Here is a 13,089-nt window from a genome sequence, read left to right on the forward strand (position 1 = left end):
ATGTGGTGGGATTGATAGATTGTCGGCAACGTATACTCCTTAGGTCCAAAGGAAGCCAAAGATGAAATTCACCGAAGAACATGAATGGTTGTTGCCCGAAGACGATCTGATTGTGGTTGGTATTACCTCACATGCTGCCGAGCAGCTGGGCGATGTTGTGTTCATCGAACTGCCTGAAGCAGGCATGGAAGTGACAAAAGACGAAGAAGTTGTGGTGATTGAATCGGTCAAAGCTGCGTCTGATATTCTGTCGCCTCTGGATGGTGAGATTGTTGAAGTCAACGAAAGCCTGGCTGACACACCCGGTCTGGTCAACGAAGACGCCCAAGGGGGGGCATGGTTCTTTAAGATCAAGGCATCAGACCTGTCGGTAATGGATGATTACATGGATGAAGCTGAGTATCAGACGTTTATCGGCTGATAGGGATATCCTTCTTTGATTTTGATTATTGTGACGGGCCCAATTGGGCCCGTCGCTTTGGTTTTGGGCCCTTTTTGAGAAAGGGGCCTGGCCTCCGGCGGGGATATTTCTGGCTAGATGAAGAGATCCGCTGAGCAAGGGTTGTCGACGTTTGACACGGTGACGTTTCGTCACTCTGGTAGACAGGCTGAGGTGGCTGAGACATGGTTCCCCATACGCAGAGCGGTTGTTGGGAAGGTCGAGGCTGATGGATATGAATTTTGGAATGCGGCAGGAGATACGCACCCTGTTGGATCGGGTCACTGCGATGATCCGTGATGAGATTATGCCGCTGGAGGATGATTATCACGCTGAGATCGGCAAAGGAGACCGATGGACCTATACCGAGCGTCAGGCTGAGATTCTGGAAGGGTTGAAAGCCAAAGCTAAGGCGGCGGGTCTGTGGAATTTCTGGTTGACTGACAGCGATAAAGGCTTTGGTCTGAGTACGGTGGAATACGCCTATTTTGCGGAACAGATGGGCAAGACTCCTTTGGCGGCTGAAGTGTTCAACTGCGCCGCCCCCGACACCGGCAACATGGACGTGTTCGAGCGTTATGGAAGTGCGGCCATGAAAGAGCGGTGGCTCGCACCATTGTTGGCTGGTGAGATCCGCTCGGCCTATCTGATGACCGAGCCGGATGTGGCCAGCTCAGACGCGACCAATGTGGCGATGTCCTGTGTGCGCGATGGCGATGACTATGTTCTGAACGGTGAAAAATGGTGGGCCAGTGGGGCTGGGGATCCCAGGTGTAAGGTTTACATCGTGATGGTGCGGACCGCCGGTGAAGAAAAGCCCAAACATCAGCGACAGTCGATGATTGTGGTGGCGGCGGATACGCCGGGGATTGAAGTGCTGCGGCCAATGCAGGTCTATGGCAGTGATGATGCGCCGCATGGCCATATGCATATCCGCTTTACCAATGTTCGGGTGCCAGCTGAGAATATCCTGTTGGGTGAAGGGCGTGGGTTTGAGATTGCACAGGGGCGCCTTGGGCCTGGCCGTATCCACCACTGTATGCGGGCGGTGGGGCAGGCGGAAATTGCGCTTGAACAAATGTGCCGACGGTCACTCGCGCGTGAGGCCTTTGGCAAAAAACTGGCCCAGTTGGGCGCCAATTACGACATCATCGCTGAGTGCCGGATGGAGATCGAAATGGCGCGGCTGCTGTGTCTGAAGGCGGCCTGGTATATGGATCAGGGCGATGCGCGTGCGGCGGCCCCGTGGATTAGCCAGATCAAGGTTGTGGCCCCACGGGTGGCGTTGAAAGTGATTGACGAGGCCGTGCAAATGTTTGGCGGGCAGGGGATTTCCCAGGACACTCCGCTGGCGCAGGCCTGGACCCATGTGCGCACCCTGCGGCTGGCAGACGGGCCAGATGCGGTGCATCGGCGTCAGGTGGCGCGGGTTGAGCTGAAGAAATACACCCAAGAAAAGATGTAGGTGGGGCTCCGATCCTGCCCTGATCCAGATTCAGGGTAGGATTGTGGTGCGTTCAGCGTTTGCCTTTGGCAACCTTGGCCACCTCTTGCGAGATTACCTTGCGGATCAGCTTGTCGTAATTTTTGATCTGAGTATCGACCAGTTTCACATGCCGTTTTTCCATCTCCGAGATTAGTTTCTTTAGCTCGGTGATCTTCTTTTCGAGTGTGGTGTCGTGGTCGTCGACATATTTGCGCGCACGGACCAGAGCCAGCCTGTTTTCTTCCGCTTCGTGGGCGTTGGCCCTGACCTGAGACCCGATGCCCTGAACCGCTGTGTCGACATATTTTCGCGCGCGGATCAGGGCCTGGCGGTTGCCTTCGGTGTCTTGGGTGTTTGCCTTGATCTGCGAGTCATTGGTTTTTAGATGGCTGTCGATTTCGGAGAATTTTTTCACGAGAGTTTGTACATTCTGCGCCGACTGATCTGCCTGACTTTCAATCTTGGCCGCGCGTTTTGCGTCTTCTTGTTGGTTGGCTTTCAGCTTGGCTTCTAGCGTCTTCTCGATGCTCTGGACTTTTCTCTCGAGGGTTTGAATGTCATCGGGCATTGTATCACCTTTGGTCGCGATCCCATGTGATGTTGGCTGGAGTTTTCCAGCCTGTCTCTCCAGTTTTCGAGATAGGTGAATTTGTCCCAAAGGCAATGTTGGCAAACAGCTGGCACCAAAGGAGGGACAGGTTAACCAAACACGTCCTCAGGATATCCAACCCGTGCCAAATAAAGCCCATGACCGGGACAGACCGGGCCGCAGGCCGCGCGTTCCCGGGCGGCCAGTGCATCGCCAACGTCTTGGGGGGACCAAGAGCCAGCCCCAACCCGTTCCAGAGTACCGACAAAGCTGCGCACCTGGTTGTGCAGAAAGCTCCGGGCGCGGACGTGGAAGTGGATTTCCGGGCCTGAAAATCCATTAACGCGCTCAACCCGCAATTCATCCAGCGTTTTGACCGGGCTTTCGGCCTGACAAATGGTCGAGCGGAACGTGGTAAAATCGTGGCGGCCAAGCAACATGTCAGCTCCGGCCTGCATGGCCTCCACATCCAGATCATGTTTCAAATGCCAGACTTGGCCTTCGTCATGGGTGGGCTGAGCGCGGCGTGTCAGGATGCGGAACAGGTATTGGCGCTCCAGCGCCGAGAACCGTGCGTGCCAGTCATCCGTCACTTGAACACAGGCGACAATGGCCACGGGTGCTGGTTTTAGGTGATAATTCAACGCCTCGGACAAGCGAAAAGGATCCCATTCGCGCGTCAGATCACAATGCGCCACCTGACCGACAGCATGTACGCCTGCGTCGGTACGGCCGGCAGCCGCAATGGTGTGGGGGCCAGGCTCCAGACGTGCCAATGCCGTCTCGATCGCACCCTGTACCGAGGGCTGGTCTTTCTGGCGCTGCCATCCGGCGAAAGGCGCACCTTGGTATTCGACTTTCAAAGCAAAACGAGGCATGGCGGGGCAAGTACCGCGCTACGTCAGTCCGCACAAGTCTTGTCTTTGCACCGACGGTTGGGGTGGTATCCGGAGTACTGCTTGACTATCTTAGCGGGTAAGTATTTGGACAGGGTGTAGATTTGGTGATTTCTTCATTGGCCGATGGGATTGTGCGTGGTGTTGAGAGCATCGGTGATTCCGTGTCTGAACGGTTTTTTGAACCCACCATCCGGTTGGGTGTAACTGGTCTGGCACGATCGGGCAAAACTGTGTTCATCACTTCTCTGGTGGCAAATTTGTTGGACCGGGGCCGAATGGTGCAACTGGCAGCGGCGCGGGATGGCCGGATTAATGCGGCTTTCTTGCAGCCTCAGCCGGACGATACAGTGCCGCGGTTTGATTATGAGACACATCTGGCAGCACTGACCGGGCCTGCGCCACAGTGGCCAGACAGCACACGGGCAATTTCCGAATTGCGGTTGAGCCTGCGGTTGGCGCCGTCCGGGCTTTTGTCTGGGTTGCAGGGACCACGGACGGTTCATATCGATATTGTAGACTATCCGGGCGAATGGCTGCTTGACCTGGCGCTGCTGGATAAGAGCTATGACGCCTGGTCGGCAGAGGTGCTTGAGCGAATTCGGAAACGGGGCTCTGCGCGTGGCTTTCTGAAACGGGCAAAATCCGTCGATGCCACCGCAGCGCATGACGAAGACACCGCTCAGCAATTGGCTAAGGCATTTACGGATTACCTGAATGCGGCACGTGTGGATGGCTATTACGACTGTACGCCGGGGCGGTTTTTGCTGCCCGGGGATCTGGCGGGCTCGCCCGTGTTGACCTTTGCGCCAATTCCCTTTTCTGCCGCGTCACAGCGTGGTTCAATCCACCGCGAGATGCAGCGCCGGTATGAGGCTTATAAACGCAAGGTCGTAACACCATTCTTCCGCGATCACTTTGCCCGAATTGATCGGCAGGTCGTTCTGGTGGATGCCCTCACCGCGATCCATTCCGGGCCACGCGCCTTAGAAGATTTGCGGCATGCGATGGGCGATATTCTAAGTGCATTCAGGCCGGGCGGTAATGCGCTACTGTCACGATTGTTGCGCGGTAAGCGTGTTGAAAGAATTCTGTTCGCAGCCACCAAGGCGGATCACTTGCATCACACCCAGCACCCGCAAATGACATCTATCATCAAGGCCTTGACCCGTGAGGCACAAGATCGGGCACAGTTTTCCGGGGCACAGACATCAGCCCTTGCGCTGGCTTCGCTACGCGCTACAACAGAGGAAATTCGCAACCATAGTGGGGCTGATTTGCCCTGCGTTCGCGGCACTTTGTTGGACAGCGGAAAACAGGCAGCTTTTTATCCAGGAACATTGCCGGACGATCCCGGCGAACTTTTGGGCGCGGCGCGTACCGGCGCCAGGGACTGGTTGAGCGGAGAGTATCAGGCAATGGCGTTTGCCCCTGCAAAATTAAAGATGAAGCCTGGTTATGGGCCACCTCATATCCGGCTGGATCGGGCAGCTGAATTTCTGATCGGAGACCGGTTATGACGGTGCATATCCGCGCGGCCACTGCCGATGATGCGCAGGCCGCCGGGGAAATCGTGCATCAGTTTCAGCAGGGCACCACTTGGATGCCGAACCTGTACTCTCTGGACGAAGTGACCAAGCTGTGCAGTACCATGATCGACCGCGGTTGGGTTACTGTGGCCGAGGTTCAGGGGCAAATGGTTGGCTTTTTGGCGCGCGACAGGAGTGAAGTCTGCTCTCTGTATCTGGCAGATGATGCCCGGGGGCAGGGATTTGGTCGGGCCTTGTTGGAAGAGGCCAAAGTGGCCAGCCCGGAACTGGTGCTGCGAACCTTTGAAGCAAATGAGGCCGCGCGGCGATTCTACCATCGACAGGGGTTTATCGAAATCGGTCGCGGTGATGGTTCGAACAACGATGAAGGCCTGCCGGATATTTTCTTACAATGGGCACAGGGGAACTGGCATGAGCAATAAGCCGGTTGTATTTGACCTCGAAGAGAATGACCCCCTGCCAGATGTTGCTGCCGCGCAAGCGGTGCCCGAGCTGACGTCGGAGCCGCAAACCGCTGCGCTGCAACAAGCGGCCAAAATGGTGGCGGGCAAGCCGTCCCGGCTGTCCCGCTGGTTCTGGAGTGTCATTGCGGCGCTGGTTGGTGCTGTCATTTCAGTTGCCGCTTGGGATTTTGCCAGCGATTTGATTTTGCGGATACCGGTACTGGGCTGGGCGGTGACGGTTGCCTTGGCGGTTGCGCTGGGACTGGCCCTGTTTATGGGGGTGCGCGAACTGGCTGCGCTGGCGCGATTGCGCCGGGTAGACGGGCTGCGCCGGGGCGCGGAAAAGGCGCAGGGTGACCTGGCCTTGGCCAATGCCTATGCTACCCGGATCGACCGTTTTTATTCCCATCGCGAGGAACTGTCCTGGGGGCGGGCGCGGCTGGCGGAGCGTCGGCAGGATCTGATGGACGCCGATGCGGTGTTACATCTGACCGAGGCAGAACTGTTGGTGCCCTTAGATGCTTTGGCGCTGCGTGAGGTCGAAGCCGCCGCGCGGCAGGTTGCCATGGTGACTGCCTTGGTGCCGCTGGCGCTGGCGGATGTGGTGACGGCACTGGTGTCATCGATGCGGATGATCCGCAGGGTGGCCGAGATCTATGGCGGGCGCGGTGGGTTCTTCAGCTCTTGGCGGCTCACCCGTGCCGTGCTGTCACATCTGGTGGCGACGGGGGCCGTTGCGGTGGGCGATGATTTGCTGGAGCCGGTCCTGGGCGGGTCCGTTTTGTCAAAACTGTCGCGCCGGTTTGGCGAGGGGCTGGTCAATGGTGCTCTGACGGCCCGTGTTGGCATCGCTGCGATGGATGTTTGTCGGCCGATGCCCTTCTCGCAGGAGCGTAAACCCAAGGTGCGCGCTGTTGTGAAACGGGCACTGACGGGTTTGTTTTCCAAAGCATCACAATAACAGGTTGTCGGCTGACGCCTGTCAAAACTTTGAGACTCCCGGTTAGAACAGTTTGGGGGGCTCATCCTTTGGCTGACGCATAGAGACAATTCCGGCGCGAAACCCCTCGCCAATGCGGTCAGCCAGAAGGCCCCAACTGCTGGCGGTCGGCTCTGGCAGTTCTGCCTTTAAAACCTGATGGAATAGCCCCAGCCACAGGGGGAAATGTTCAGCTTTTACATCCGGGCGCGAGAGATGTACCCGCATTGGATTGCCATTGTAGCTCTTCTCGCGCAGGATCGCATTACGCCAGAACCGGGCGATTTTGTCTTCATGCTCGGGCCAGTCAGCACCCTCTAGATGGGCGCCAAACACAGGGCCCAGATCCGGGTGACGGCGAATTTGTGCGTAGAATACTGTCACCACGCGGTCGATTTCACTCGCGGTGATGTCAAATCGTTTCAACGGGTTGTCCAAAGTGGTTTCGGGCATGGGCAGGCCTGTATGTGATATTTGTTTGGCCATAGATAGGGATCGACATGACCAAGGAAAAGAGACAAACCGCCGCGCGGGTCCTGGTGTTGGGGGGCTATGGATTTATCGGCGCTGCGGTTGTGCGGACTTTGCGCAGCAGCGGATGCGAGGTCTGCGCCGCAGGGCGCGATGATCGCCTGGCCGCGCGAGTATTGCCGGGGGTTGGTTTCGTCCGCGCTGATTTACGCCACTTGCAGGCCGTCAGTGACTGGCAGGACCTGTTGGCTGGATTTGACATTGTGGTGAATTGTGCCGGTGTGTTGCAGGACAGCCCGGACGATGATCTGTCTGCCGTCCATCACAGTGCGGTTGCAGCGATGGCACAGGCGGCAGAGCAGTTAGGGGTTGGTGTGGTGCAGGTCTCAGCAGTGGGGGCGGCAAAAACTGCTGCGACCGAATTTCTGCGCAGCAAAGGGCGCGGTGATGCAGAGCTGAACCAGTCAGGCGCCAAAGTCTGGATCTTACGACCGGGACTGGTGATCGGGCAGGGGGCCTATGGGGGAACCGGGTTGTTGCGGATGTTGGCCGCTATTCCTTGGGTGCAGCCACTCGCGATGGGGCAGGCGCCGGTGCAGTCGCTGGCACTGGCTGATCTGGCGCAGGTGGTCGAGGCCGCCGTTGTTGGTGACCTTCCCCCGGGGGGATATGATCTGGTTGAAGACAACGCGCAGACCCTGAAAGAGGTGGTGGCTGAAACCCGCAATTGGTTGGGTTTTGCTCCGGCGCGGGTCATTTTGCCAGTTCCGGCTTGGCTCGCAAAAATTGTAGGGCGATTGGCGGATCAGCTGGGGCGGCTTGGGTGGCGGGCCCCGCTGCGGTCGACTGCTTTGCAGGTGTTGGAACAGGGAATTAGTGGTGATCCGCTGCCCTATCGCCGGGCCACCGGGCAGGTCTTTCAACCATTGGGGCAGATCTATGCAGGGTTGAGGACCGGGCAGGAGCAACGTTTGGCCGCGCGTATGGCGCTGATGATGCCACTTTCGGTGGCGGTGTTGTCCCTGTTCTGGCTGCTGTCCGGTCTGGTTGGTCTTTGGCAAATTGGTAGTGCGGCTGCGGTCTTGACGGATGTTGGCTGGCCACAATGGGCCGCGATGTCCTCGGTTGCGCTATGGTCGCTGGTTGATCTGTCACTGGGCGTGGCTATTCTGTGGCGTCGCTGGGCGGCGTCGGTCTGCCTGGCAATGGCAGCGGTGTCGGTGTTCTATTTGGCGGCGTCCACGGTGTTTGTGCCATCTTTGTGGGCAGATCCGTTGGGGCCGCTGGTCAAGGTGCTGCCGACACTGGTGCTTGCCCTGATCACACATCAGTTGGTGCAGTCGCGTTGATAGAGCTGGATCTTATTCTGCGCTGGCTGCATGTCATTGGCGCCTGTGTGTTGCTTGGGACTGGTGCGGGCATTGCCTTTTTCATGTTGATGGCACATCGCAGTCGGCAACCGGCAATCATTGCCCATACCGCCGGTGTTGTTGTGTTTGCGGATTTGGTGTTCACCACCAGTGCTGTGGTGGTGCAGCCGGTCACCGGAGCAGTGCTGGCCTGGCGTTTGGGGTGGGACTGGAGCGAGGGTTGGTTGCTGTCGTCGCTGATGTTGTACGTGTTGGTTGGGCTGTTCTGGTTGCCAGTGGTCTGGATCCAGATCCGCCTGCGCGGTCTGGCGCGGCAGGCGGATCAAGCACAGACTCCTTTGCCAGCTGAATATTTCCGCCTGTTTGCGATTTGGTTTACCTGTGGCATCCCGGCTTTTGTGGCGGTGTTGGTCATCTTGTGGCTGATGCTGGCGCGCCCGGATTTGGCACTGGGGTTTTAATCGTTGAGGACCTGGGGTGGAGCATGTGCAGGGCTAGGGGCGCTGCCCCTCTTGGCCTGACGGCCAATTCACCCTGGGATATTTTTGGCTAGATGAAGCTGTTCTGACGGGCTAGCTGGAGAGCGGGTCGATCTGCACTTCGCCCGAGCGGGCATAAGCCAATGGACCAAAATCGGATGGTTGTTCAATATGGCTGAACATGTTCAAAAACAGTGACCGCATTGCATGGCTGATCAGGTGGAGGGCCTTGGGGCCCGGGTGGTAGGTTTCAAAGTCGAGGCCGCCGATGTTGATGACAGAATGCCCGTCTAGGCAGAGATGGAACATTTCCACTGGTGTTGGAGGTGCAGTTTCAACAATGTTCATGCCGTCATGAAATTCTTCGACTGAGGTCAGGAGTGCCGTATCGCTGGAAGGGGTGCGCAGGTGTGGCGGGGTACGCAGCAGGCGCGCCGCAGGTCCGGTCATGACGCAGGACATTGGCTTTTGCATGCCAAAACAGTCACCCATGAAGCTGGTCAATTTGTGGCTGCGGCCGCGGTTATCGGGGCGTCCAGGGATCAGGCTGGTGCAGCCCTTCCACATCAATGTCTTGGCGCCGCCACCATGGGTGATGATGCGATCACCCGGCAGGAGATCTTCGACTGCAATTGGGCCGGTTTCGGTTGTCACCAAAGAGCCGCGTGTAAAGGCGCAAAAAGCGGATTCAAATAGGGGTAAGGCAGGGGCGATGTGACGGGTTTCAGCAACGTTACCGTTGGGTAGCAAGCTGGCGACTTCGTACCGGCGCAGCTGTGGCCGGTTGGCAGCGCGCAGAGCTGCAGGATCCTGCAGAATGGCTGCAGTTTCGACTGAGTTGTTCGCTGCACGTTGCAGCGAGTGGGGGATGGTCATGGCAGAAGGACCTCTCTCATTCGCGTCACAGGATCGGCCCCCACCGATAACCCAAAAACACATGATGATTGTCTATATGGTAGCAATAATGGGGGCATTTGCTTATAATTGTCAAAAAATCAAGGCGATTATAGTTAACCCGCATCCAATGTTTGCGGGCGGTGCAGACTGTTTCCAGTTCCGCCAACAGTATCGCCACAATGTCCTAAAAAATAATGAGTGCGGGGTCCGCCGTGGGTTTGAGGCAGACCCCAGGTCCCGCTCCGCGATGGGCAGCTGTCGAAGCGGGGCCCCGGCGCAAATGGCGCTGGGGAAAGCACGGGAGGTCAGGCGCTCTTGGCGGTTGGTGTCACTGTGACCTGAGTGTTGTCCTGTGTGTTCCGGCGCCGGGCAATCGAAGCGCGACGCACAGAGCCGCGTGTCCAGGGCATGGTGATATCCTGGGTTTTGGCACTGGTGATTATCGAGTTCAAAAAGCGGGTTTTGGCCGTCATTGTTTTTCTCCTGCCGGGCAAGATCGGTACCCTTTGCTGTGATGGCTTAGTTATGGAGGTCCAATGCGCCGGCAATATGGCTGTTCGGGGGAATTTGATTTAATTTCGCCCAATTGATTTACGTGAATGCTAAGGAGGCAGGAGAGCGTCTAAATATCAGAAGAAAATACGTATTTCGAAACGTGGCTGCGAGGGGCAGTTGTTTCTGAGCAGTGGCACACAGAAATTGTGGCAACAGTTCTACGATTTCGCCGCAATTGTTCTGGTTCGTTGACTTATAGTCGGATGCAAGAGATCAATCGACCGTAGTCAGCTTCTTTGGAGTGGGTGGTGCGGCGGTAAGAGTAAAACCGATCGGGGTCGCTGTAGGTGCAATGGCGGATCCATTCTGCAGTCCCGACGCCGGCCTGACGTAATTTTTGCAGGCCCAGCCCAGGTAGGTCGAACATGTACCTCCCTCCCTCGCCATTGGCAAAAAAGCGGGCATTGTCGGGGTCCTGCATCATGAAATCGTCAAAGAAATCCGGCCCGACTTCGTAAGCGCGCTGCGAGATGGCCGGGCCAATGACTGCCACGGTATCGTTGCGGTTGGCGCCCAGCGCCTCCATGGCCTCTAGCGTGGCTTCCAGTACGCCGTCCAGCGCCCCGCGCCAGCCCGCATGGGCCGCGCCAATTACACCAGCCTGTGGGTCTGCAAACAACACGGGTTGGCAGTCGGCGGTCAGGATGGACAATGCGATACCTGGCACATTGGTCACCATCGCATCGCCTCTGGGGCGCTCATCGCTAGGTTTGGTGACCGTCACCACATCCGGCGAATGGACCTGATGCACCCCGGCCAGAGACTGCAGGTCGACTTGCATTGCCTCAGCCACACGGGTGCGGTTCATCCGAACGGCCTCGCTTTGGTCCGATGACCCGGTGCCGCAGTTAAGCCCTTGGAAAATGCCGGATGAAGCCCCGCCATGGCGGGTAAAAAAGCCGTGCCGAATGGGGGAGAGCAATTCGGAAGTGAGAATTTCCAGCGTCATGCGTTTAATCCCGGTGGAGGCGTGGTCTGGTCTGGGTAAAGACCCAGCACCTTGAACAGGTTTCCCATTTCTTCCGGGTGCGTCAACCTCTGATGTGCGGCAATAAGGTTGTCCAATGCTGGGCCGTTTAGCTGTTTCGCCAAAGTCTGGGCGCGGGTGGTGATGCCAAGGCGCTCCAGAAACACGCCCTGTGGTGTCACGCGGCTATAGGCACAGCCTGCGGCCTGGGCCACCTGGGCTAGGGCTTCAAAATCCACATGCGCCGTTAGGTCCGCCTGTCCGGGGTCATCGAGGGGGTCGGTGGACTTATGGCTGCGCAGGGCCTGCAAGGTATCGCCTAATGCGCGCCAGTCACCGTAGTCGACGATTAGTGCTGCGCCACCGTGCGTAGAAATGCGCTTGGCAACAGTGGCCAGTATTGGGGCCGCGGTTTCGCAAAATTCGACCAGATCGCCGTCTTGAGTGTCATCCATGCGCTGATCCAGCGCGGGCTGCGGGGTCGAGTGGCCTAAGCCAAAGGCAAGTTGCCCCTGTTGCAGCCCGACCCGTTTTTCGCGCCATCCATCCCCGTCGCGCAAGAACTGGCGGATGGGAAGCGCATCAAAGAACTCATTCGCCACCAACCATAAGGGCGTGTCTGGAAGCGATGATACGGTGTCTTCCCACTGGACGGCATACCCGGCCAGCGCCTGTTGCTGGGCAGCCTGTAATGTGGGCGAGGCCTCGACCAGCACAATCTGCGCGGCAGCGTGAAAGCCTGGAACCGATTTGGTGGCGCGCAATAGATCTGCCATCAGTGTGCCGCGGCCGGGGCCAAGTTCGGCGAGGGTGAACGGCGCTGGGGATCCCTGATCCAGCCAGCTTTGTGCCAGTGACAGGCCCAGCAGTTCGCCAAACATCTGACTGATTTCGGGTGCAGTGATAAAATCGCCCGCAGCGCCCAGTGGATCACGGGTGGTGTAATAGCCGTATTTGGGGTTCAGCAGGCATTCATTCATGTAATCGGCCACAGACATTGGTCCATCCGCGTCAATGCGCGCAATCAGGTGGTCGCGCAGGCTCATGCCAGGAGCTCGGCTTTGGTGCGGGCGCGTTGAATGAAATATAGCCCTAGAATGATCATCGGTAGGGATAGGGCCTGTCCTTGGGTGATGCCAAATCCGTCGATCTGCCAGGCTAGCCCCAGCGGATTTCCAGGTGAGATGAAGTGCGCGTCTGGCTGGCGAACAAATTCAACTATGAAACGCGCGGCGCCGTAGCCGGCTAGAAAAGTGCCTAGCACCAAGCCCGGTTTTTGAAACGCGCCGCGCCGATAGACCAGCCACAACAAAACCGCGCCGAGCATCAATCCCTCGAGCATGGCTTCATACAGTTGTGAAGGGTGGCGGGCGCAGAGCTCTCCGACGGCTTGACCGCAATCCTGTGCGGCGTGGCCCGGAAAGGCGACGCCCCAGGGCAGGGCGGTCGCGCGCCCCCAAAGTTCAGCGTTGACGAAATTTGACAGCCGCCCCAACAGCAACCCACCGGCAACCGTATGGGCCACGAGATCAGCCATGGCCAACTTGTCGATATTGTGACGCGCCGCATACAGCCAGCTGGCCACAATCACTCCGATCAAACCGCCATGGAAGGCCATGCCACCCTCCCAAACTTTCAGGATCTGTGTGGGGTTGGATAGGTAATAGCTGGGTTGATAAAACAACACAAAGCCAAGTCGACCACCCAGAATGACGCCAAGGATGATCCAGGTCAGCAGATCTTCGACTTGCTCGGGACGCATGGGTGGGGTTTGGTTCGGCCATAGGGCAGGGCGCTTTAGGGCCGCTACGGCCAGCCGCCAGGCTATGACAATGCCCGTGATATAGGCCAGCGCGTACCAGCGCAGGGCGAACTCCATGCCACCAATGGAAATCGAGAAAATCTCGGGTGAAAGGTCGGGGAATTGGATCATTGCCTGCATGTGGAACTGAATGCCTGTGCTGTTGA

At 57.8% G+C, this 13,089-nt stretch carries 15 protein-coding genes; 7 read left to right on the forward strand and 8 right to left on the reverse strand.

From position 1 onward, the window contains the following. The first annotated feature begins 61 nt into the window (after window positions 1-61). Both gcvH and GO984_RS09320 read left to right on the forward strand, forming a co-directional pair. Complete coding sequence (gene gcvH / locus GO984_RS09315) at window positions 62-421, forward strand: glycine cleavage system protein GcvH (RefSeq protein ID WP_157022266.1); 360 nt, start codon at window positions 62-64, stop codon at window positions 419-421. Between the two features lie 247 nt (window positions 422-668). Continuing rightward, window positions 669-1,904: an acyl-CoA dehydrogenase family protein gene (locus tag GO984_RS09320; RefSeq protein WP_157022267.1), complete on the forward strand. Its 1,236-nt coding sequence runs from the start codon at window positions 669-671 to the stop codon at window positions 1,902-1,904. Between the two features lie 52 nt (window positions 1,905-1,956). Here GO984_RS09320 and GO984_RS09325 read toward each other — a convergent pair whose 3' ends face one another. Then, window positions 1,957-2,493 (reverse strand): hypothetical protein, encoded by a 537-nt coding sequence (locus GO984_RS09325; RefSeq protein ID WP_157022268.1) that lies wholly within the window; start codon window positions 2,491-2,493, stop codon window positions 1,957-1,959. A 131-nt stretch (window positions 2,494-2,624) separates the two neighbouring features. Next, window positions 2,625-3,392, reverse strand: coding sequence for a tRNA pseudouridine(38-40) synthase TruA (gene truA, locus GO984_RS09330; RefSeq protein ID WP_157022269.1), 768 nt, complete (start codon window positions 3,390-3,392; stop codon window positions 2,625-2,627). A gap of 122 nt (window positions 3,393-3,514) precedes the next feature. On the opposite strand from truA, the gene GO984_RS09335 reads away from it, so the two are divergent. Genes GO984_RS09335 through GO984_RS09345 form a run of 3 tightly spaced genes read left to right on the forward strand, consistent with a single transcriptional unit; the run spans window position 3,515 to window position 6,364 of the window. Beyond that, window positions 3,515-4,930 (forward strand): YcjX family GTP-binding protein, encoded by a 1,416-nt coding sequence (locus GO984_RS09335; RefSeq protein ID WP_157022270.1) that lies wholly within the window; start codon window positions 3,515-3,517, stop codon window positions 4,928-4,930. Next, complete coding sequence (locus GO984_RS09340) at window positions 4,927-5,382, forward strand: GNAT family N-acetyltransferase (RefSeq protein ID WP_157022271.1); 456 nt, start codon at window positions 4,927-4,929, stop codon at window positions 5,380-5,382. The genes GO984_RS09335 and GO984_RS09340 overlap by 4 nt, the downstream gene beginning before the upstream one ends. Further along, a complete protein-coding gene (locus GO984_RS09345) occupies window positions 5,372-6,364 on the forward strand; it encodes a YcjF family protein (protein WP_157022272.1) in 993 nt (330 codons plus the stop codon). Before GO984_RS09340 ends, GO984_RS09345 begins: the two co-directional genes overlap by 11 nt. Window positions 6,365-6,406: 42 nt before the next feature. Here GO984_RS09345 and GO984_RS09350 read toward each other — a convergent pair whose 3' ends face one another. After that, window positions 6,407-6,835, reverse strand: coding sequence for a group III truncated hemoglobin (locus GO984_RS09350; RefSeq protein ID WP_157022273.1), 429 nt, complete (start codon window positions 6,833-6,835; stop codon window positions 6,407-6,409). A 47-nt stretch (window positions 6,836-6,882) separates the two neighbouring features. Here GO984_RS09350 and GO984_RS09355 point away from each other — a divergent pair, with 47 nt between their 5' ends. Together GO984_RS09355 and GO984_RS09360 are read left to right on the forward strand one after the other, a co-directional pair. Then, the gene (locus GO984_RS09355) at window positions 6,883-8,202 is read left to right on the forward strand and encodes an SDR family oxidoreductase (protein WP_157022274.1); all 1,320 of its coding nucleotides are present in this window, start codon (window positions 6,883-6,885) and stop codon (window positions 8,200-8,202) included. After that, window positions 8,202-8,684, forward strand: coding sequence for a DUF2269 family protein (locus GO984_RS09360; RefSeq protein WP_167740298.1), 483 nt, complete (start codon window positions 8,202-8,204; stop codon window positions 8,682-8,684). Before GO984_RS09355 ends, GO984_RS09360 begins: the two co-directional genes overlap by 1 nt. 111 nt (window positions 8,685-8,795) lie before the next feature. Here the strand turns inward: GO984_RS09360 and GO984_RS09365 are convergent, their stop codons facing one another. The 5 genes from GO984_RS09365 to lgt all read right to left on the reverse strand — a co-directional run bounded on the left by GO984_RS09365 (window position 8,796) and on the right by lgt (window position 13,063). After that, the gene (locus GO984_RS09365) at window positions 8,796-9,578 is read right to left on the reverse strand and encodes a Hint domain-containing protein (RefSeq protein WP_157022276.1); all 783 of its coding nucleotides are present in this window, start codon (window positions 9,576-9,578) and stop codon (window positions 8,796-8,798) included. Between the two features lie 326 nt (window positions 9,579-9,904). After that, entirely contained in the window at window positions 9,905-10,072 is a 168-nt protein-coding gene (locus GO984_RS23345; RefSeq protein WP_167740279.1) for a hypothetical protein, read from the reverse strand. 275 nt (window positions 10,073-10,347) lie between these two features. Beyond that, window positions 10,348-11,103 (reverse strand): peptidoglycan editing factor PgeF, encoded by a 756-nt coding sequence (gene pgeF / locus GO984_RS09370; RefSeq protein ID WP_157022277.1) that lies wholly within the window; start codon window positions 11,101-11,103, stop codon window positions 10,348-10,350. After that, window positions 11,100-12,167, reverse strand: coding sequence for a class I SAM-dependent methyltransferase (locus tag GO984_RS09375; protein WP_157022278.1), 1,068 nt, complete (start codon window positions 12,165-12,167; stop codon window positions 11,100-11,102). Before GO984_RS09375 ends, pgeF begins: the two co-directional genes overlap by 4 nt. Next, complete coding sequence (gene lgt, locus GO984_RS09380; protein WP_157022279.1) at window positions 12,164-13,063, reverse strand: prolipoprotein diacylglyceryl transferase; 900 nt, start codon at window positions 13,061-13,063, stop codon at window positions 12,164-12,166. Before lgt ends, GO984_RS09375 begins: the two co-directional genes overlap by 4 nt. Between the last annotated feature and the right edge of the window lie 26 nt (window positions 13,064-13,089).

Origin of the sequence: Parasedimentitalea huanghaiensis (genome assembly GCF_009753675.1) — a bacterium.
In the GTDB taxonomy this organism is placed as follows: domain Bacteria; phylum Pseudomonadota; class Alphaproteobacteria; order Rhodobacterales; family Rhodobacteraceae; genus Parasedimentitalea; species Parasedimentitalea huanghaiensis.

Excerpts from the sequence above, each read along its gene's own strand:
- gcvH (WP_157022266.1), top strand. The coding sequence starts at position 62 with ATGAAATTCACCGAAGAACATGAATGGTTGTTGCCCGAAGACGATCTG.
- GO984_RS09320 (WP_157022267.1), top strand. The coding sequence starts at position 669 with ATGGATATGAATTTTGGAATGCGGCAGGAGATACGCACCCTGTTGGAT.
- GO984_RS09325 (WP_157022268.1), bottom strand. The coding sequence starts at position 2,493 with ATGCCCGATGACATTCAAACCCTCGAGAGAAAAGTCCAGAGCATCGAG.
- truA (WP_157022269.1), bottom strand. The coding sequence starts at position 3,392 with ATGCCTCGTTTTGCTTTGAAAGTCGAATACCAAGGTGCGCCTTTCGCC.
- GO984_RS09340 (WP_157022271.1), top strand. The coding sequence starts at position 4,927 with ATGACGGTGCATATCCGCGCGGCCACTGCCGATGATGCGCAGGCCGCC.
- GO984_RS09345 (WP_157022272.1), top strand. The coding sequence starts at position 5,372 with ATGAGCAATAAGCCGGTTGTATTTGACCTCGAAGAGAATGACCCCCTG.
- GO984_RS09350 (WP_157022273.1), bottom strand. The coding sequence starts at position 6,835 with ATGCCCGAAACCACTTTGGACAACCCGTTGAAACGATTTGACATCACC.
- GO984_RS09355 (WP_157022274.1), top strand. The coding sequence starts at position 6,883 with ATGACCAAGGAAAAGAGACAAACCGCCGCGCGGGTCCTGGTGTTGGGG.
- GO984_RS09365 (WP_157022276.1), bottom strand. The coding sequence starts at position 9,578 with ATGACCATCCCCCACTCGCTGCAACGTGCAGCGAACAACTCAGTCGAA.
- GO984_RS23345 (WP_167740279.1), bottom strand. The coding sequence starts at position 10,072 with ATGACGGCCAAAACCCGCTTTTTGAACTCGATAATCACCAGTGCCAAA.
- pgeF (WP_157022277.1), bottom strand. The coding sequence starts at position 11,103 with ATGACGCTGGAAATTCTCACTTCCGAATTGCTCTCCCCCATTCGGCAC.
- GO984_RS09375 (WP_157022278.1), bottom strand. The coding sequence starts at position 12,167 with ATGAGCCTGCGCGACCACCTGATTGCGCGCATTGACGCGGATGGACCA.
- lgt (WP_157022279.1), bottom strand. The coding sequence starts at position 13,063 with ATGCAGGCAATGATCCAATTCCCCGACCTTTCACCCGAGATTTTCTCG.